The sequence below is a fragment of the Streptomyces sp. NPDC048182 genome, assembly GCF_043202555.1.
GTDB lineage: Bacteria > Actinomycetota > Actinomycetes > Streptomycetales > Streptomycetaceae > Streptomyces.
In genome coordinates this window covers 546161-564545 of sequence record NZ_JBIDAQ010000004.1, presented here as the reverse complement: position 1 = coordinate 564545, position 18385 = coordinate 546161, and the positions used below count along the sequence as shown (strand labels likewise).

The following is an 18385-nucleotide window of genomic DNA, read 5'->3' as shown; positions in this document are numbered from 1 at the left end:
GGGGGGGGGGGGGGGGCGCGGGGGGCGGGGGGGGGGGGGGCGCGGTCTGTCCGCGGGTCATGGGGGTCCCCTGGCCCGGGGCGGGGGGGGGGGGCGGACGGGGGGGCCCCGGCCCGCCGCCCCTGTTCTTCCGGTGCCGGTTGGCGAGCGCGTGGCCTGGGCCGGGAGACGGGATGAGAGAAGGCTGAACGGCGTGGGCGGGTCGGGCTCCGGCCGCCCGGGGCGGCGGGGAAGCGTGGCGGGGCCGGGTATGAGCACCACACCCGGCCCGCCCGTCCGCGCGGTACGGCGAACGTCCTGGGGATTACCGGCGGGAGACCTTCCGGGTGGCCCGCAGCCACTCCTTGTTCATGCCGGTGATGGACATCAGCGGGATGCCCTTGGGGCAGGCGGTGGCGCACTCGCCGGCCAGGGTGCAGCCGCCGAAGCCCTCCTCGTCCATCTGCGCCACCATGTCCAGGACCCGGGTCTCCCGCTCGGGGGCGCCCTGCGGCAGCACGTTGAGGTGGTTGACCTTCGCGGCGGTGAACAGCATCGCCGCGCCGTTGGGGCAGGCCGCGACGCAGGCGCCGCAGCCGATGCACTCGGCGTTCTCGAAGGCGAGGTCGGCGTCCGGCTTGGGCACCGGCGCGGCGTGCGCCTCCGGGGCGGCGCCGGTGGGCGCGGTGATGTAGCCGCCGGCCTGGATGATCCGGTCGAAGGCCGAGCGGTCCACGACCAGGTCCTTCACGACCGGGAAGGCGGCGGCCCGCCACGGCTCGACATCGATCGTGTCGCCGTCCTGGAAGGACCGCATGTGCAGCTGGCAGGTCGTGGTGCGCTCGGGCCCGTGCGCGTCGCCGTTGATGACCAGCGAGCAGGCGCCGCAGATGCCCTCGCGGCAGTCGTGGTCGAAGGCGACCGGGTCCTCGCCGGCCAGGATGAGGTGTTCGTTGAGGGTGTCGAGCATCTCCAGGAAGGACATGTCCGGGGAGATGTCGTCCACCTCGTACGTGGACATCGCGCCGTCGGCGCCGGCGTTCCGCTGCCGCCAGACGCGCAGGGTGAGCTTCATGCGTAGCTCCGCTGGGTGGGGTGGACGTACTCGAAGACCAGGTCTTCCTTGTGCAGGGCGGGGGCCTCACCGGTGCCGGTGAACTCCCAGGCCGCCGCGTAGGCGAACTCGTCGTCCCGGCGCTCGGCCTCCCCCTCGGGGGTCTGGGACTCCTCGCGGAAGTGGCCGCCGCAGGACTCGGCGCGGTGCAGCGCGTCGAGGCACATCAGCTCGGCCAGCTCCAGGTAGTCGACGATGCGGTTGGCCTTCTCCAGGGACTGGTTGAACTCCTCGCCGGTACCGGGGACCTTGATCCGCCGCCAGAACTCCTCGCGGATCCGCGGGATGCGTTCCAGGGCCTTGCGCAGCCCGGCCTCGGTGCGGGCCATGCCGCAGTACTCCCACATCAGCTCGCCCAGCTCGCGGTGGAAGGAGTCGGGGGTCCGGTCGCCGTCCACGGAGAGCAGCAGGTTCAGCCGGTCCTCGGTCTCGGCCACCGCCTCCTGCACCTCCGGGCGGCCGGCGTCGACCTCGTCCTTGTGCGGGTTGCGCGCGAGGTAGTCGTTGATGGTGGCCGGCAGCACGAAGTAGCCGTCGGCCAGGCCCTGCATCAGCGCGGAGGCGCCGAGCCGGTTGGCGCCGTGGTCGGAGAAGTTGGCCTCGCCGATGGCGAACAGGCCGGGGACGGTGGTCTGGAGGTCGTAGTCGACCCACAGGCCGCCCATCGTGTAGTGCACCGCGGGGTAGATCCGCATCGGCACCCGGTAGGGGTCCTCGTCGGTGATCCGCTGGTACATGTCGAAGAGGTTGCCGTACTTCGCCTCGACGGCCTTCCGCCCCATCCGCGCGATGGCGTCGGCGAAGTCCAGGTAGACGCCCTGGCCGCCGGGGCCGACGCCGCGGCCCTCGTCGCAGACGTTCTTCGCGGCGCGGGAGGCGATGTCGCGCGGGACCAGGTTGCCGAAGGAGGGGTAGACGCGCTCCAGGTAGTAGTCGCGCTCGTCCTCGGGGATCCCGTTCGCCGGCCGGTCGTCGCCCTTGGCCTTCGGCACCCAGATCCGGCCGTCGTTGCGCAGCGACTCGCTCATCAGGGTGAGCTTGGACTGGTGGTCGCCGGTGCGCGGGATGCAGGTGGGGTGGATCTGCGTGAAGCAGGGGTTGGCGAAGTAGGCGCCGCGCCGGTGCGCGCGCCAGATCGCGGTGGCGTTGGAGTTCATCGCGTTGGTCGACAGGTAGAACACGTTTCCGTACCCGCCGGTGGCGAGGACCACGGCGTCCGCGAAGTAGGTGTCGATCTTCCCGGTGACGAGGTCCCGGGCGACGATGCCGCGGGCCCGGCCGCCGACCATGATCAGGTCGAGCATCTCGGTGCGCGGGTGCATCTCGACGTTGCCGGCCGCGATCTGCCGGGACAGCGCCTGGTAGGCGCCGAGCAGCAGCTGCTGGCCCGTCTGGCCGCGGGCGTAGAAGGTGCGGGAGACCTGGACGCCGCCGAAGGAGCGGGTGTCGAGCAGGCCGCCGTACTCACGGGCGAAGGGCACGCCCTGCGCCACGCACTGGTCGATGATCTCCACGCTGATCTGCGCGAGCCGGTGCACGTTGGACTCCCGGGAGCGGAAGTCGCCGCCCTTGACGGTGTCGTAGAACAGCCGGTGGACCGAGTCGCCGTCGTTGCGGTAGTTCTTCGCCGCGTTGATGCCGCCCTGCGCGGCGATGGAGTGGGCGCGCCGGGGCGAGTCCTGGTAGCAGAACTGCACGACCCGGTAGCCCTGCTCGGCGAGCGTGGCGCCGGCCGAGCCGCCGGCCAGGCCGGTGCCGACGACGATCACGGTGTGCTTGCGCCGGTTGGCTGGGTTGACCAGCTTGGCCTCGAAGCGGCGGGTGTCCCAGCGCTCGGCGACGGGGCCCGCGGGGGCCTTGGTGTCGGTGACCGGCGCGCCGGTCGGGTAGTCGGCGAAGGTAGTCATGTCAGCTCACCACTCCGGTCATGACGCCCACGGGTACGGCGATGAAGCCGGCCGTGAGCAGCAGCGCGAGGACGTTCGCGACGGTCTTGAGGGCGCGGTCGCGGGTGCGGCTGCCGGCGCCGAGGGTCTGGGCGGCGCTCCAGAAGCCGTGCTGGATGTGCAGGCCGAGGGCGAGCATCGCCACGATGTAGACGACGTTGCCCCACCAGGTGGAGAAGGTGTCCACCACGTTCTGGTAGGGCCGGCCGTGCTGGAAGCCGCCGGTGTGCACGGTGCCGGTGGTCAGGTCGAGGATGTGCCAGACGATGAACAGGCCGAGGATGACCCCGCCCCAGCGCATCGTGCGGGTGGCGTAGCTCGCGCGCGGCTTGGCGTGCACGTACTTGCTGGGCCGGGCCCGGATGTCGCGGCGGCTGAGCTGGTAGGCGGAGACGGCGTGCGCGACGACGGCGACGACGAGCACGACGCGGACGACCCAGAGGGTCCACTCGTAGTGCATCAGCGGTTCGCCGATGGTGCGCAGCCAGTGCGCGTACGCGTTGAAGTCGCCGGACCCGAAGTAGATCTTCAGGTTTCCGTACATGTGGGCGATCAGGTACAGCAGCATGACGAGACCGCTGACCGCCATCACGGTCTTCTTGCCGACGGTGGAGTCCCACACGGTGCGTGCCAAGGACGGCCGTCGGTCCGTCCGCGTTGCCAGTGCCATGGTCGGCACGCTACGGGGAGCGGAGGCGATCGGTCCAAGTCATGGTGCGCCTGGTTTCCATAGCTTCCCCCTATCGGAGGCGTACGCTGGCGGGATGCAGTTCCAGCAGCTCCAGTATTTCGTGGCCGTCGCCGAAACGCGGCATTTCACCCGGGCGGCGGAGGCGGTGCACGTGGCCCAGCCCTCGCTGTCCCAGCAGATCAAGGCGCTGGAGCGGGAGCTGGGCGCGGATCTGTTCCGGCGGGCGCGGGGCAACATCACGCTGACCGACGCCGGGGAGGCGCTGCTGCCGCTGGCCCGGCGGATCCTCGCCGACGCGGACACCGCGCGGCACGAGGTGCTCGAGCTGGCGCAGCTGCGGCGGGGGCGGGTGCGGCTCGGGGCCACACCGAGTCTGTGCACGGGGCTGCTGCCGGATGTGCTGCGGGCCTTCCACGACCGGTACCCGGGGATTCGGCTGCTCGTGGAGGAAGGGGGCTCGCTGGATCTCGTACGGGGGCTGGCGCGCGGAGCGCTGGATCTCGCGCTGGTGGTGCTGCCGCTGCCCGCCGCGTCGCCCGCGCTGACCACGGTGGAGCTGCTGCGGGAGGATCTGGTGGTGGTGTCGTCGCCGGACGCGCCGCGGCCGGGGGGCGGGCGGCGGGCGGTGCGGATCTCCGACCTGGAGGGGGAGCGGCTGGTGATGTTCCGGCACGGGTACGACCTGCGGGAGCTGACCGTGGCGGCGTGTCGCTCCGCTGGGTTCGAGCCGGAGTTCGCGGTGGAGGGGGGTGAGATGGATGCGGTGCTGGGGTTTGCGCGGGCCGGGCTCGGGGTGGCTGTGGTGCCGCGGATGGTGGCGGCGCGGTCCGGTCGGGGGTTGCGGGTCACTCCGCTGGAGCGGCCCGGCTTGTACCGGACCATTGCGCTGGCCCATCGCAGTGATGTGGCTCCGCCGCGGGCTGCTCGGGAGTTGCAGCGGATGTTGTTGGAGCGGTGACCGGTCGATCGAAGCCCGGATGCGCCGTAGGGGTGCGGTCGCGTTCGGGGGTGCGGGTGCGATGTGGCTGGTCGCGCAGTTCCCCGCGCCCCTGGGGGCATTGGCCCGCAGCCCCGATGACATGCACCCGGCGTTCCCTAAGCTGTCGCGTCTGCCAAGGTCAGGTCGTGCAGGCGGTCCGGGGGGCCTGGGCGGGCGTAGTACCAGCCCTGGGCCGTGTCGCAGCCGAGGAGGCGGAGTTGGTCTGCCTGGGTGCGGGTTTCCACGCCCTCCACCGTGACCGAGAGGTCGAGGCTGTGGGCCAGGGCGACGATGCCCTCGACGATCTTGAGGTCGACCGGGTCGGCGGGGAAGTGCTGCATGCTCTGGGTGAAGGAGCGGTCCAGTTTGAGGACGCTGACGGGGAGGCGGCGCAGGTTGGCCAGGTTGGAGTAGCCGGTGCCGAAGTCGTCCAGGGCGATGTCGACGCCCATCTCGGCCAGCCGGCGCAGCGGCTTGAGCAGGGCGTCGTCGGCGCCGATCAGCGCCGACTCGGTCACCTCCAGGCAGAGCGCGTCGGGCGAGACGCCGGCCCGCTCCAGGATGTCGACCGTGTCCTGGACCAGGCGGGGGTGGGCGAGCTGGCAGGGCGAGAGGTTGACGTTGATGCGCAGGGGTCCGGCGGCGGTGGTCTCGCCGTAGCGCTCCCGCCAGGCGCGGGCCTGCCGCACGGCCTGTTCCATGACCCAGCGGCCCAGCGGCACGATCAGGCCGGTGTGCTCGGCGAGCGGGATGAAGCGATCCGGGCCGAGGACGCCGTGCTGCGGGTGCAGCCAGCGCACCAGGGCCTCGGCGCCGCGCACGCTGCCGTCGCCGAGGTGGACCAGCGGCTGGTACTCGATGAAGAACTCGCCCCGCTCCAGGGCGGCCGGCAGCGCCGTGGTCAGGCCGTGCCGGGTGATGACGCGGGCGTCGGCCTCCGGGTCGGCCAGCTCGTAGCGGTTGCCGCCCGCCGACTTGGCCCGGTACATCGTGATGTCGGCGCTGCGCAGCACCTCCGCCGCGCTGCGCTCCCCCGCCGGGCCCTCCACGATGCCGATGCTGCCGCGCACGGTCAGCTCCCGGCCGTCGACGCTGACCGGGGCGTGCAGGGCGCTGGTGATCCGGGCGGCGAGTTCCTCGACGCCGTGCCGGGTGTCGGGGCCGGTGGTGAGCGCCACGAACTCGTCGCCGCCGAGCCGGGCCACCATCTCGCCGGGCGCGGTGGCGCACGCCTGGAGCCGGTCGGCGATCTCCACCAGCATGCGGTCGCCGGCCGCGTGGCCGAGGCTGTCGTTGACGGTCTTGAAGCCGTCGAGGTCGAGGTAGCACAGGCCGAAGCGGCGGCCCTCGCCGGCGTTCAGGGCCTTCTCCAGGCGCTCGAAGAAGAACGCCCGGTTGGGCAGGCCGGTGAGCGCGTCGTGGGTGGCCTCGTAGCGCAGCCGCAGGTTGAGCAGCCGGCGTTCGGTGGTGTCCTCCATGAGGGCCAGTTGGTACTGCGGGCGGCCGTCGGCGTCGCGCAGCAGGGAGACGGTGAGGTTGGTCCACAGGACCGTGCCGTCGGGCCGGTAGAACGCCTTTTCCAGGTGGTAGTGCTCCCGCTCGCCGCACACCAGCTCGTCGTAGAGCCGCCAGGTCTGGGGGGCGTCGTCCGGGTGGGTCCACTCCCGGACGTTGCGCCCGCGCAGTCGCGGGTCGGTGATGCCGAACATCCGCTGCAGCGCGCCGTTGACCTGGAGGACGTTGCCCTCCAGGTCGGCGATGCCGATCCCTATCGCCGCGCCCTCGAAGACCGCGCGGAAGCGGGCCTCGCTGGCGTGCAGGGCGGCGGCCACCACGCCCTGGGCCTTCAGGGCGGCCTGGGCGATGGCCTCCTGCTCGGTCAGGGTGCGCTCGCGCAGCGCCGAGGCGAAGCCGGCCGCCATGGCGTGCTGGAGCCGTGCCGAACGGGCCCGCAGCGCCTCGGCGTCGCCGCCCTCGCCGCAGTAGAGCACCAGGTAGGCGTCCACGCAGTCCAGCGTCCGGGCGAGCGCCTCGGGGTCGGTGCAGTGCGCGCCGACGAGGTCGGCGCCCACCGCGCGGGCCTCCTCGGCGTCGAAGCCGCGGGCCCGCAGCACCGCGCTGAGCCGGCGGGCCAGCGGCAGCAGCCGCCCCTCGAACTCGGGCCGGGTGGCGGAGGTGGCGGCGACGGGGAAGACGGCGCGGCTCCAGATCACCGCGAAGCGGCGCAGTCTGTCCTCCGGGCCGTCCGGCTCCGCGCTCACGCCGTGCGTCCCACGCCGGCGTATCCGGAGGACGCGTACGGGTCCTCGTCGTCCGGCGATCCCTCGGGCCGCCAGTGCGGCAACGGGACCAGGCCGGGCTCCACCATGGCGTACCCCTCGAAGAACCGCGCGATCTCCTCGCGCGTGCGCATGACCAGCGGGTTGCGGATGTCCCGGTAGACGTCGACCGCGCCGCCGGCCCGCTCCTCGGGCAGCGGGAAGTGGTCCCAGGAGGCGTGGGTGAGCAGGAGCAGGCTGCCGGGGGCGAGTGCGGAGGTCAGCTCGGCGACCGCGCGGTACGGGTCGTCCTCGTCCGGCAGGAAGTGCAGGACGGCGACGAGCAGCAGGGCCACCGGCCGGTCCAGGTCGAGCAGCCCGCGCACCTCGGGGCTGCCCAGGATCTCGCGCGGATGCCGCAGGTCGGCGGCGGCCACCGCGGCGCGCTCGTCGCCGGCCAGGACCGCCTCGCTGTGCGCCACGGCGACCGGGTCGTGGTCGACGTAGACGACGCGCGCCTCGGGCCGGGTCTCGCGGGCCACCTCGTGGACGGTGCCGGAGGTGGGGATGCCGGAGCCGATGTCCAGGAACTGGTCGATGCCCTCGGCGGCGGCGAAGCGCACGGCGCGGCGCAGGAACGCCCGGTTGGCCTGCGAGATGCGAGGCAGGCCCGGCATGAACTCCATGGCCCGGCGGGCCACCTCCCGGTCGACCTCGAAGTTGTGCGAACCGCCCAGGTAGAAGTCGTAGATCCGGGACACGCTCGGCACCGAGATGTCGATGCTGCGCGGGGCCCAGGCGGGACGCTCCATCCGATTCTCCCAGAGGTGTACGAGAGGTGTGCGGTCCGGTGTTCGAGCTGAGGCTACTGATCGTCCGCCAAACGAGCGAGCCCAACCGGAAATTGACCATCCGTTACCGGTCACTGCCCACGGCACGTGCCACGGGGCACGCAGGAGGGCCGCCCCCTTGGTGGTACGGGGAGCGGCCCGCCGGTTTCTCCGGTTCTCGGACGGCTTGGGGTGTGCCGGGGACGCGCTACTTCTTGGGCGCGCCGACCGGCTTGCCGTCGGGGCGGACGGCGTACCAGGTGCCGCCGACGCCCTGGCCAAGGGTGTCGCCGGGCTTCTTGTCCCCCGTGAAGGTGTAGATCGGCCAGCAGTTGACGGTCTGCTGGGCGGTGCCGTCGGGGCGGGTGAAGCTCATCAGGCCCTTCTTGACGACGCCCTTGGTGTCACCGGTCTCGACGGGGGCGACGACCGGCCATTTCCGGAGGCAGGCGCCGACGCACGCGGAGACCGGCTTCGGCCATGCCTCGTCCTTCAGGAAGCGGTAGACGGTCATGCCCTTGCGGTCCACCACGATCTCGCCCAGCTTCGGATCCTTCCGGGTGGACAGGCCGGCCGCGTCGGCGGCCTTCGCCTTCTTGCCGTCGGGGGCGAGCGCGAACCACTTGCCGCCCACGCCCTGGCCGTTGACCTCGCCGGGGGCGGTGTCCTTGGCGTAGCGGTAGGCCGGCCAGCCGCCGATGGTGAGCTGCTCGGTGCCGTCGGGGCGGGTGACCTCACCGAGCAGCGCCCGGTCGACGCCCGGGCCGGCGAGGGCGTCCTCGGCGCCGACCGGCGGCCACGCGGTGGCGCACTCGCCCTCGCAGGTCGTCTCGGGCGGCTCGGCGGTGTCCGCGTCGAAGCGGTACAGGGTGTGGCCCGACCCGTCGGTGACCAGCTCGCCGAGCGCGGCGTCGGTGGACGTGGAGAGCTTGCCCGCGGAGACCGGCCTGCTGTCCGGCGCCCCGGCCGCGGCGGCGCCGGCGCCGATGTCGGTGACGTCGCCGGGCGCGGCCGTGGCGCCGACGTTCTGGCTGTTCGCGGCCGTGCCGCCGTCCTGGCCGCACGCCGTGGTCAGCGCCAGCACCGCCACGGCGCCCACCACGAGCGAGGCCCTCCGCCGGGAGGTCTTCATCGTCGTTCTCCGTTCGTCGCAGGCCCTAGAGGTGTCGGCGCCGCTCTGCTGCGCCACCGCACGGCACTGGGTACGCACGGGAGCGCCGGTCGCGTTCAACCGGCGGCCGGACTTTCACGCGGCGAAGGTCGGGCGGGTGGTCGCGGCTCTCGCGGGTCAAACCCGCGACCGCCCGGTGTCCCCCCTTCGGGGCAATCGCCCCGCACTGCGGCGCGGTCACGCGGGCGAGGCTCCATGATCGGCGTCGTGCATGGACCCGAACCGACCCGATCCGGCGCCGCCGGGCGGGTGTTGGCCCTGGTGGCGATGGCCTTCGCGCTGGCCGGTGCGCCGGCGGCCCCGGCGCGGGCGGACGCCTGCGCCTACGCGTCGACGGGGCCGGACGGCACGCGGGCGGTGGCGGTCGCCGGGCACGGCGACTGGCCGCCCTTCCCGCCCTGCCCCCGGCCCACACCCTCACCGACGCCCAAGCCGCCCCCTCCCCCGCCGCCGAAGCCGACGCCCACTCCCTCGCCGAGGCCGCCGACGCCGACACCGCCGAGGCCCACCCCGCCGCCGCCCGCGCCCAGGCCCCCGGCGCCGAAGCCTCCCCCGCCGCGCCCGGCGCCACCGCCCCCACCGGCCCCGCGGCCCACACCCCGCCCCACGCCCGCACCCGCGCCGCCCGCACCCGTACGGCCCGCACCCGCGCCTACCCCGGCGCCCGCCCCGTCGGCCACGCCCGCGCCGCCCCGGCCCTCGCTCGCCCCGGTGCACTTCCCGCGCTACCGCTCCTCCCGGCCGGCGCCGCACCGCTCGCGCGGGACCACCTCGCCGCTCGTCTTCGTCCTGCTCATCACGGTGCCCGCGGTGGTCGCCGTCGCCGCGCTGCGTGCGCGCTGATCCCTCAGGAGGCCCTCCGTGCCGGAATGGCTTGTTCTCACCCTCGCGATCGCGGCCACCTGCGCGGTGGTGGTCGCGGTCACCCTGGTCCGCCACCGCACCGCCGCCGACGACGAGGACACCACCGAGACGCCCGACGTCATCGAGTACATGACGATGTGGATCGGCGTGGTCTACGCCATCGTCCTGGGTCTGGCCATCGCCGGCGTCTGGGAGGCCCGCAGTGCCGCCCAGGACCACGTGCAGTCCGAGGCCGTCGCCCTGCACGAGGTGTCGGAGCGCGTCCGGGTCTACCCACCCGCCGTCCGTGACCGGATCCGGGATGATGTCAACGCCTATGTCGGACACGTCGTGACCACCGAGTGGAAGACCATGGCGGACCACGGCCGGGTCACCGACCGCGGTGGCGAACTCCTCGACCGCGTCCGCGCCGACGTCACCGACTACCAGCCGCGCACCGACTTCGAGGCGCAGGCCTACCAGCCGCTGGTCGACCAGGTCGCCGCCGCGGACCAGGCGCGCAGCGCCCGTGCCGACTCGACCGGGGCGACCATGCCGGGCGTGGTGTGGTTCGGGCTGATCGTGGGCGGCGTGATCACCATCGGGATGGTCTTCGCGCTCCAGATCCGCCGCACCGTGCGCGAACTGGTCCTGGCCGGGCTGTTCTCGGCGCTGATCGCCTTCCTGCTGTTCCTCATCTGGGACTTCGACGCGCCCTTCAGCCGCGGCCTCGCCGCGTCCACGGAGCCGTTCCTCACCATGTTCCCGGGCGCCGTCCCCTGACCGGCCCAGCCGTACACCCGTTCGCGCTGCTGGGATCGCGCCCCGACCGGCGCCTTCCTAGCGTTTCGGGCACCGAGGTGCTTTCCCGGCACGTGCGGAAGAGGTCCGCCGCCGCCCCTCGGGAACCCCGGGAGGACCCACCATGCGCGCGATACCCGCCGCCTCGGCCGTACTGCTGGGCGCCGCCGCCCTCGCCGGCTGCGCGCCGGCCGGGGCCGTCGGCGGCATCACGCCCTTCGGCTACCGCGTCCAGCCGTCCAGCGTCGCGCCGGGCGGGGAGGTGGCACTGCGGGTGGACCGGTACGACGGCGGCTGCCGAGGCCGCGCCACCGTGTCGTCCGGGGTGTTCGACACGGTCGTCATCCCCCGCGGGGAGACCTCGGCGACCGCCGTGGTCGACCGGGCCGCCCGGCCCGGCGCGGTCTACCAGGTGGCGTTCACCTGCGACGGGGCTACCGGTACCACCGGCCTGACCATCACGGGCGGCCACGGGGGACGCACCGAGCACCCCAAGGGCGTGCACGCCGGGGAGGGCGGCAGTGTCGCGGGGCTCGACGCGAAGGAGCTGGGCCTGGGCGGCGCGCTCGTCGCGGCCTCGATCGCCGCGGCCCACCACTTCTCCCGCCGCCGCTCGGGCGACGAGGGCGCCTGACGCCTCCGGCGCCTCGAGGCTCCGCAGACTCCCGCCCCGACCCCGCAGACCCCCGCCCCGGACCCGAGGTTCCAGGTCCGGGGCGAAGTGCGTCGCGGAGGACGGGGCGGGCCCGCGTCGCTCAGTAGCGCCGCTCGGCCCGGCGCCGCATCCAGAACAGGCCGCCGCCGGCCACGGCCGCGGCCACCAGGCCGCCGCCGATCGCGATGTCGGTCGGGGTCGCCCCGCTGGAGCTGGCGCCGCCGACGCCGCCGCGGACGCCGCCGATGACGGTGAAGGCGGCCGGCCGGGTCAGCCGGCGGCCCGAGCAGTTGACGGTGATGTCGTAGGAGCCGGGCCGGGCCCGCTCGTCGATCATGGCGGTGCCCCGGGACGTCTCGCCGGCACCGCGGACCGGAGTCAGCCCGGTGGTGCGGAACGCCTCCGAGGTCATCGTGCCGCCCTGCGGGCAGCCGTCGACCGTGACGGTCATCTGGCCGCCGCGGGAGACGACGCTGGGCAGGGCCACGATGTTGCTGGGGGTGTTGTGGTCGCCGCCGGCGAGGGCCGTGGGGGCGCCGAGGCCGAGGACGGCGACGGCGGCGCCGACGGCGGCCAGGGCACGTGGACTACGCATGTGATCCTCCGCGGAAGACGCCCCGGGTCCCGTCCCCGGGTCGATCGGCGAGTAAGCGCCTCCCAGAAAGACCCTCAGTTGCCGTGCGCGCAGCCGCATTTCGGGACTGGTCCGTCCTGGTGAGCGGCTATCCGGGGCGCCGGCGCGCCACCGGCCATCACCGCAGGTCACGGTCTGTCAGCGGAGCTGGGCGCACGCTGTCCCGGATGGCGCACCGGGGTGCGCGCCCGCCACCCGTTCGCCGTCGCCCCGTCGCCGCCCGGCGGCGCCGCGCTTAGCGTGCTCGTATGCGCGGATGATCCGGCGACGGCCGGATCGAGAGGGGAATGCCGAATGCACGGGTCCGAGCTGGCCGAAGAGGAGGAGCGGCACAGGAAGCGGGCGCCTTGGGGCGTGATAGCGCTGGTCCTGCTGACCGGGCTCGCCCTCATTCGCAACGGGTCGGGGGAGTTCGACGTCGGCCCACCGCAGCCGGCCTCGGCCGCCGCCGCGGACGGCCGGGCCGCCGACGTCGCCGCCACCCTGGGTCCCGCGCCGCTGCCGTACGCCGTCCCGGACCGGGTCGCGATCCCCGGCATCCAGGTCGACGCGCCGGTCATGCCGGTGGGTCTGGACGCGGACGGCTGGGTCGGCGCCCCGCCGCCGGAGGACCCGAACCTCGCGGGCTGGTTCACCGGCGCGGTCTCCCCCGGCGAGAAGGGCACCGCGGTGGTGGTCGGCCACGTCGACAACAAGCAGGGGCCCGCCGTCTTCTACGGGCTCGGCGCCCTGAAGAAGGGCAACCGGATCGAGGTCCACCGGCACGACGGCAAGACGGCCGTCTTCGAGATCTACGGCGTCGAGGTCTTCGAGAAGGAGAACTTCCCCGGCGACCGGGTGTACGCCTCCAAGGGCGCCCCGGAACTGCGGGTCATCACCTGCGGCGGCGGCTTCACCAAGGCCGGCGGCTACGACGGCAACGTGGTCGCCTTCGCCCGCCTGACCGAGGTCCGCTGAGGCGGTCCCCGGCCGGGCGGGTCGCCTCAGGTGTAGGGGCGGGTCGGCACGGTGAGGTGGTAGCCCTCGTCCAGGAGGCGGGGCAGGTAGGAGCGGAGGGCACGGACGCTCTGTGAGCGGTCGCCCCCGGCGTCGTGGGAGAGCACCACGACCCCGGGGGCGGCGCCGTCCTCGATCCGGCCGACGATGGTGCCGGTGCCGGGGACCGTCCAGTCGAGGCTGTCCACGGTCCAGGCGAGCGGCTCCATGCCGAGTTCCGAGCCGAGTTGGAAGGCGGCGCGGTTCCAGGCGCCGTAGGGCGCGCGGAACCAGCGGGGTGCCTCGCCGTAGGCCTTCTGGATCACCTCGCTGGTGCGTTCCATCTCGCTGCGGATGCGCTTGCGGGTGAGCTGGGTGAGCAGCGGGTGGGTCCAGGTGTGGTTGCCGACCACATGGCCCTCGTCGGCCATCCGGGCCAGCAGGCCGCGGTTCCAGTCCGCCATCTCGCCGCAGACCATGAAGGTGGCGCGCACCTCGTACTTGGCCAGGGTGTCCAGGATGTCGGGGGTGTAGCGGGGGTCGGGTCCGTCGTCGAAGGTGAGCAGCATGGTGCGGCCCCGTGCGGGCATGCGCAGCAGCGGCTCGCTGCGCACGGGGACGCGGCGGGGGGCGGGGCGCGGGGCCCCGTATCCGGTCAGGGGGGCGAGGCGGTAGGCGGAGGGGGCGAGCGGGGGGCGCGCCGGGGCGCCCTGGGCGGGGGCCGCCGGACGGACCGGCGTCCGGTCCCGTCCGGCCGTGAGCACACCGGCGGTGCCGGCCGCCGCGGCGGCCACGGCACCGGCCAGCAGGGCGCGGCGCCGCGTGAGCAACTGATCCTTCTGCATGACTCATCCCTCGCCCGGCCGGGGGCCGACGCACCTGAGCAACACCGGAGCGGCGGCACACAACCACCCGCCCGGACCACACGACGGCGCTCGGCCGGACGTCCGATAACCTCGCCGCGTGACGGATCAGCACGAACAGCACGACCAGCACGCCCACCGGTTCGAGCGGGGCACGGACGGACCGAAGGTCATCGTCGTCGGGGTGGACGGCTCGGAGTCCTCGCTGCGGGCCGCGGCCTACGCCGGCGGTCTGGCCCGCCGGCAGCACGCGCTGCTGGCGGTGGTGTACGTGCAGCCGGTGCTGACGACCGGGGCGGCGCTCGGGGCGCCGGTGGCGGAGACGACCGACGAGATCGCCGAGGACCTGGTGGCGCAGATCCGGGCCGCCGCGGAGCGGGTGCGGGGGATATTCGACGTGCGCTGGGAGTTCCACACCTTCCGCGGCGACCCCTACAACGGCCTGGTGACGGCCGCCGACGAGCTGACGGCGGACGCGGTGGTCGTCGGCGCCTCCGAGCAGGCCGGCCACCGGTTCGTGGGGTCGGTGGCGGTGCGGCTGGTGAAGGCGGGCCGGTGGCCGGTGACGGTGGTGCCGTAGCTCCGCCCGGGGGCCGGTGTTCCGCGAATCCTCCGGCACCGGCCCGTCCTTGGCCTGCTCCCCCAGCACCGGCCCGTCCTTCACCTACTCCCCCAGCACCAGCCCGTCCTTCGCCGCGCCCCGGCTGAGCACCACGTCGCGGACGCGGTCGCGCGCGGGCCCGACCTCGGCGCCCGCCGCCAGCGCCCGGTTCAGGTCGACCACGCGGCCGGCGTCCATGTCGTAGAGCTGGGGCACGAACTCGGCCCGGGTGACCCGCCAGCGGCCACCGGGCCTGCCGGGCGGTACGAAGGTGAAGCGGGCCGTGCTGGACCGCTCACCGCGCGGGTCGGGCACGCCCTGGCCGTTGACCGTCCCGCCCGGGACCTGGTCGCCGAGCCCGTACGCCACCCAGGTGCCGTTCACCTTGGCGTAGGGCTGCGGCACCCGGGCGCCGGTGCCGAGGACCAGGTCGACGTCGGGGCGGCCCGAGGTGCGGGCGGCGGTGAGGGCGCGGGCCAGGGCGAGTTGGCCGGTGTCGGGTTCGTCCTGCCACGGGGTGCCCCAGCGCATCGACAGCACGACGACGTCGGCGCCGGCCCGCCGGGCGGCCCGGGCGTCGGCGAGGATCCGCGCCGCGCCGTCGGCCCCGTCCCGTTCGAGGTGCGCGACCCGGGCCTGCCCGGCGCGCAGCACCGTCCGCCCGCCGGAACCGGCGCCGCAGTCGTCGTAACCGGTGGCGGTCAGCGCCTCGGCCAGCTCGGGGGGCGTGCCGGGCGCCGGGCGGAGGTGGCACAGGGCGAGCCCGGCGCGGGAGACGAGCGGTCGGACGGCGGCGAGCATCGGGCGGAAGTCGTAGCCGTGGCCGCCGGCGTCGAAGCGGGCGCGCTCCAGGGCCGCCGCGTGCGGCAGCACGGCCCCGGAGGCGACCAGGGTGAAGGTGCCGCCGGGCGGTGCGGCGTCGGGCTCTTGATGACGGGCCTGGCAGGCCGCTCCCGCCGTGAGCACGGCGGTCAGGACCAGGGCCACCTGTCGGCTTCTGGTGAGCATCCGTTGCATATGTCACATTTACCTACGATTGCCGGGAGGGGCGTGCGGCACGCCGACCGTTCACCGAACCGTTCGGCGACGCGATCGACCGTCCGTCGCACACCCGGGCACGCGCCCTGTCCCCGCGCGGCGCCCTGCGGTGCCATACGGCCATGACGGCCGGATCCACCCTCAGTCCCGCGCCCCGCCCCGCGACGACCGCGGAGCACGAGTTGGCGGCGCTCCAGCGCGAGCACGGCCGGCCGCTGTTCGCGATGCTGCTGCGGCTCTGCGACGGCGACCGGCAGCGCGCCGAGGACCTGGCGCAGGAGACCCTCGTCCGCGCCTGGCAGCACCCCGAGGCGCTGAGCGCCGGGGACTTCGCCTCGGTGCGGCCCTGGCTGCTCACCGTCGGGCGGCGGCTCGCGATCGACGCCCGCCGGGCCCGTCAGGCGCGGCCGGCCGAGGTGGGGGACGCCGGCCTGGAGACCGCGCGGGTCTGCGCCGACCACGCCGAGCGGGCCGCCGCCGCGCTCGACGTGCGCGAGGCTGTGAAGACACTCACGCCCGAACACCGTGACGTCCTGGTGCTCGTGTACTTCCAGGGGGCGAGTGTGGCGGAAGCGGCGACGGCCCTCGGCATCCCGCCCGGTACCGTGAAGTCCCGCGCCTACTACGGCTTGCGGGCCCTGCGCAGGGTTCTGCCGGGATACGCCGCCGACCTGCGCTGAAACCGAGCCCATGGTCAAGCCTCCGTAAAGCGCCTTGCCGGGGACCGCGCCCGGGCGGTCGGCTGTCCTCATCCGCGTTCCGGACGGGGGTCCATGGACCGGGTCGGGCCACGCGCACGCACCGGAGGAAGGCAGGAAGGGATGCCGCACAGAGGCCAGGAGAGCACGGGCGGGGCCGGAGGCGAACTCGCCGTCCCCATGGCGTGGTTCTACGCCGAGTACATCGCCGACGAACTGCTGCGCACCGGCGACCTCATGCCGCCGACGTCCTTCGAGTTCCGGGCCGGGCGCGACGCCCTGGCGCTGACCGTCTTCCTCTCCGACACCGACGACGAACTGGCCGGCATCCGGGTCGTCACCCGGCTGGAGACCTGGCTCTCGCTGACCGCCTACGACCAGCCGTGGCACCAGTGGGTGCGCGAGCGCCTGGCCGAGGTCACCGCCGACGCCCTGGCCGCCGGCCGGCCGATGCCCGACGTGGAGCTGGCGAGGGCGGCCTGGCGCTGGCTGCGCGAGACGGAGCTGCTGGCGCCCGACCTCAACGCGGTGCCCGGCGGTGCGGCGCCGGCCGGGGAGGACGAGGAGCCCAAGGTGTGGACGCCGGCGTGGCAGCTGGGCCTGCCGCTGGGGCATCTCGCCATCCACCTCTTCTGACCTCCGCCCCCGACCGCCTGAGTGTTTCGGCCACGCGGTGCGTACGGAGGGGGCATGAGGTCCCTGGAGAGGCATCGCGACGTCGGCGCCTACACGCTCGGTGTGCTGGACGAGGCGGACGCCTTCCGCTTCGAGGACCATCTCAGCCAGTGCCCCCTCTGCGCCCTGCGGCTCAGCGAACTCGGTTCGGCGACCCGCCAGTTGACGCTCTACCGACGGGCCACGCCGGGCCCGGTGCACCCCTTCGCGGTACCCGGCCCCCGGCTCCTGGACCACCTGCTCGCCGTCCTCGCCGCGCACCGCCGGGCCGGGCGCAGACGGCTGCTGTACGGCGTGGCCGCCGCCGCGCTGGTCGGCGCCGGGACCCTCTCGGGTGCCGCGCTGCTCACGGGCGGCGGGGACCCGGCGGTGCGCCTCGACGCGACCGACGAGCGGTCCGGGGTGCGGGCGCGGGTGACGGCCGCCGGTGAGCCCTGGGGCAGCGCGGTGGAGCTGGAGGTGCGGGACGGGGCGGGACCCCGGGTGTGCCGGCTGGTCGCGGTGGGCCGCGACGGCACGGAGCAGACGGTCACCAGCTGGCGGGTCGCCGGGCACGACGCCCGGTCCACCACCGTGCACGGCGGGGCCGCCCTGCGACCCGACCAGATCGCCCGCTACGAGGTGCGGACCGCGGCCGGCGAGCGCCTGGTGACGCTGCGGGCGCGGTGAGGGGGCCGCTGCGCCGAGCCGGTGGGCGGGGCTACTTCAGGAGTCGGGACATGCGGCGGTCGGCCAGGGGCTTGCCGCCGGTCTGGCAGGTGGGGCAGTACTGGAGGGAGGAGTCGCTGAAGGAGACCTCGCGGATGGTGTCGCCGCACACCGGGCAGGGCTCGCCGGTGCGGCCGTGGACACGCAGGCCGCTCTTCTTCTCCGACTTCAGCCGCCCGGCCGCCACGCCCCGGGAGCGTTCGACCGCGCCGGTGAGGGTGGTGCGCAGGGCTTCGTACAGGCGGCTGGTCTCCTCGGGCGTCAGGGACGCGGCCAGCTTGAAGGGCGACATCTTGGCCGCGTGCAGGATCTCGTCGCTGTAGGCGTTGCCGACCCCGGCGATCAGGCTCTGGTCCCGCAGGGCTCCCTTGAGCTGCCGCCGCTCGCCGGCGAGCAGGCCGGCCAGCGCCGCCTCGTCGAAGCCGTCGGCGAGCGGGTCGGGGCCGAGCCTGGCCACCCCCGGCACCAGCTCCGGGTCGGTCACGACGTACACCGCGAGGCGCTTCTGGGTGCCGGCCTCGGTCAGGTCGAAGCCGGCGCCGGTCTCCAGGGCGACCCGCAGCGCGAGGGGGCCCTTGCCGGGCCGGGGCGGGCCGTCGGGGAGGCTGTCCCGCCACTGGAGCCAGCCGGCCCGGGCCAGGTGGGTGACGAGGTGCGGGCCGCCTTCGGTCTCGACGTCGAGGAACTTGCCGTAGCGGCGCACGGCGGCCACCCGGCGGCCCTCGAGGGCGGTGAGCGGCGGGTCGTAGGTCTTGAGGACGCTGATCGCCACCGGCAGCACGCGGACGATCTCGCGCCCTTCGAGCTGCTCGGTGAGGAAGTCCCGCAACGCCTCGACCTCGGGAAGTTCGGGCATGTGTCCAGCATGCCACCGGGGCGCCTGGCCGCCCGGGCCCACGCCGCCGGACGGGTCAGCGGCCGTCGGC

The 18385-nt window shown here is 74.3% G+C and carries 19 protein-coding genes; 9 read left to right on the top strand and 10 right to left on the bottom strand.

The window, feature by feature from the left end; translation table 11 throughout:
• Nucleotides 1-304: 304 nt before the first annotated feature.
• Genes ACGFZL_RS11335 through ACGFZL_RS11325 form a run of 3 tightly spaced genes read right to left on the bottom strand, consistent with a single transcriptional unit; the run spans nt 305 to nt 3673 of the window.
• Entirely contained in the window at nt 305-1054 is a 750-nt protein-coding gene (locus ACGFZL_RS11335) for a succinate dehydrogenase/fumarate reductase iron-sulfur subunit (protein WP_355173218.1), read from the bottom strand.
• On the bottom strand, nt 1051-3000 hold the full coding sequence (locus ACGFZL_RS11330) for a fumarate reductase/succinate dehydrogenase flavoprotein subunit (protein WP_393690598.1): 1950 nt from the start codon (nt 2998-3000) through the stop codon (nt 1051-1053). The genes ACGFZL_RS11335 and ACGFZL_RS11330 overlap by 4 nt, the downstream gene beginning before the upstream one ends.
• A gap of 1 nt (nt 3001) precedes the next feature.
• Complete coding sequence (locus tag ACGFZL_RS11325; protein WP_355173653.1) at nt 3002-3673, bottom strand: succinate dehydrogenase; 672 nt, start codon at nt 3671-3673, stop codon at nt 3002-3004.
• A 130-nt stretch (nt 3674-3803) separates the two neighbouring features.
• On the opposite strand from ACGFZL_RS11325, the gene ACGFZL_RS11320 reads away from it, so the two are divergent.
• The gene (locus ACGFZL_RS11320) at nt 3804-4688 is read left to right on the top strand and encodes a LysR substrate-binding domain-containing protein (RefSeq protein WP_355173214.1); all 885 of its coding nucleotides are present in this window, start codon (nt 3804-3806) and stop codon (nt 4686-4688) included.
• A gap of 137 nt (nt 4689-4825) precedes the next feature.
• Here ACGFZL_RS11320 and ACGFZL_RS11315 read toward each other — a convergent pair whose 3' ends face one another.
• The 3 genes from ACGFZL_RS11315 to ACGFZL_RS11305 all read right to left on the bottom strand — a co-directional run bounded on the left by ACGFZL_RS11315 (nt 4826) and on the right by ACGFZL_RS11305 (nt 8929).
• The gene (locus ACGFZL_RS11315; RefSeq protein WP_393690597.1) at nt 4826-6970 is read right to left on the bottom strand and encodes a putative bifunctional diguanylate cyclase/phosphodiesterase; all 2145 of its coding nucleotides are present in this window, start codon (nt 6968-6970) and stop codon (nt 4826-4828) included.
• Nucleotides 6967-7779: an SAM-dependent methyltransferase gene (locus ACGFZL_RS11310; protein ID WP_393690596.1), complete on the bottom strand. Its 813-nt coding sequence runs from the start codon at nt 7777-7779 to the stop codon at nt 6967-6969. The genes ACGFZL_RS11315 and ACGFZL_RS11310 overlap by 4 nt, the downstream gene beginning before the upstream one ends.
• 226 nt (nt 7780-8005) lie before the next feature.
• Nucleotides 8006-8929 (bottom strand): SCO0930 family lipoprotein, encoded by a 924-nt coding sequence (locus tag ACGFZL_RS11305; protein WP_393690595.1) that lies wholly within the window; start codon nt 8927-8929, stop codon nt 8006-8008.
• Nucleotides 8930-9679: 750 nt separating this feature from the next.
• On the opposite strand from ACGFZL_RS11305, the gene ACGFZL_RS11300 reads away from it, so the two are divergent.
• The 3 genes from ACGFZL_RS11300 to ACGFZL_RS11290 all read left to right on the top strand — a co-directional run bounded on the left by ACGFZL_RS11300 (nt 9680) and on the right by ACGFZL_RS11290 (nt 11246).
• Entirely contained in the window at nt 9680-9811 is a 132-nt protein-coding gene (locus tag ACGFZL_RS11300; protein WP_393690594.1) for a hypothetical protein, read from the top strand.
• 18 nt (nt 9812-9829) lie between these two features.
• Entirely contained in the window at nt 9830-10594 is a 765-nt protein-coding gene (locus tag ACGFZL_RS11295; protein ID WP_355173202.1) for a hypothetical protein, read from the top strand.
• Between the two features lie 142 nt (nt 10595-10736).
• Complete coding sequence (locus ACGFZL_RS11290; RefSeq protein ID WP_393690593.1) at nt 10737-11246, top strand: hypothetical protein; 510 nt, start codon at nt 10737-10739, stop codon at nt 11244-11246.
• Nucleotides 11247-11367: 121 nt separating this feature from the next.
• Here the strand turns inward: ACGFZL_RS11290 and ACGFZL_RS11285 are convergent, their stop codons facing one another.
• Nucleotides 11368-11862: a hypothetical protein gene (locus ACGFZL_RS11285; RefSeq protein ID WP_355173198.1), complete on the bottom strand. Its 495-nt coding sequence runs from the start codon at nt 11860-11862 to the stop codon at nt 11368-11370.
• 333 nt (nt 11863-12195) lie between these two features.
• On the opposite strand from ACGFZL_RS11285, the gene ACGFZL_RS11280 reads away from it, so the two are divergent.
• Nucleotides 12196-12858, top strand: a complete 663-nt coding sequence (locus ACGFZL_RS11280; RefSeq protein WP_393690592.1) for a class F sortase — start codon at nt 12196-12198, stop codon at nt 12856-12858.
• Between the two features lie 26 nt (nt 12859-12884).
• On the opposite strand, the gene ACGFZL_RS11275 is transcribed toward ACGFZL_RS11280, so the two are convergent.
• Nucleotides 12885-13721: a polysaccharide deacetylase family protein gene (locus ACGFZL_RS11275; RefSeq protein WP_393690591.1), complete on the bottom strand. Its 837-nt coding sequence runs from the start codon at nt 13719-13721 to the stop codon at nt 12885-12887.
• Nucleotides 13722-13839: 118 nt separating this feature from the next.
• Here ACGFZL_RS11275 and ACGFZL_RS11270 point away from each other — a divergent pair, with 118 nt between their 5' ends.
• Complete coding sequence (locus ACGFZL_RS11270; RefSeq protein WP_355173192.1) at nt 13840-14319, top strand: universal stress protein; 480 nt, start codon at nt 13840-13842, stop codon at nt 14317-14319.
• Nucleotides 14320-14403: 84 nt separating this feature from the next.
• Here ACGFZL_RS11270 and ACGFZL_RS11265 read toward each other — a convergent pair whose 3' ends face one another.
• Nucleotides 14404-15348 (bottom strand): CapA family protein, encoded by a 945-nt coding sequence (locus tag ACGFZL_RS11265; protein WP_393690590.1) that lies wholly within the window; start codon nt 15346-15348, stop codon nt 14404-14406.
• A gap of 152 nt (nt 15349-15500) precedes the next feature.
• Between ACGFZL_RS11265 and ACGFZL_RS11260 the strand changes: the two genes are divergently transcribed.
• The 3 genes from ACGFZL_RS11260 (at nt 15501) to ACGFZL_RS11250 (ending at nt 17420) form a co-directional block, all read left to right on the top strand.
• Nucleotides 15501-16058, top strand: coding sequence for a sigma-70 family RNA polymerase sigma factor (locus tag ACGFZL_RS11260; RefSeq protein ID WP_393690589.1), 558 nt, complete (start codon nt 15501-15503; stop codon nt 16056-16058).
• A gap of 141 nt (nt 16059-16199) precedes the next feature.
• Entirely contained in the window at nt 16200-16712 is a 513-nt protein-coding gene (locus tag ACGFZL_RS11255) for a hypothetical protein (protein ID WP_355173186.1), read from the top strand.
• A 54-nt stretch (nt 16713-16766) separates the two neighbouring features.
• Nucleotides 16767-17420: a zf-HC2 domain-containing protein gene (locus ACGFZL_RS11250; protein WP_393690588.1), complete on the top strand. Its 654-nt coding sequence runs from the start codon at nt 16767-16769 to the stop codon at nt 17418-17420.
• Between the two features lie 31 nt (nt 17421-17451).
• On the opposite strand, the gene ACGFZL_RS11245 is transcribed toward ACGFZL_RS11250, so the two are convergent.
• Complete coding sequence (locus tag ACGFZL_RS11245) at nt 17452-18315, bottom strand: Fpg/Nei family DNA glycosylase (protein ID WP_393690587.1); 864 nt, start codon at nt 18313-18315, stop codon at nt 17452-17454.
• Nucleotides 18316-18385 lie beyond the last annotated feature (70 nt).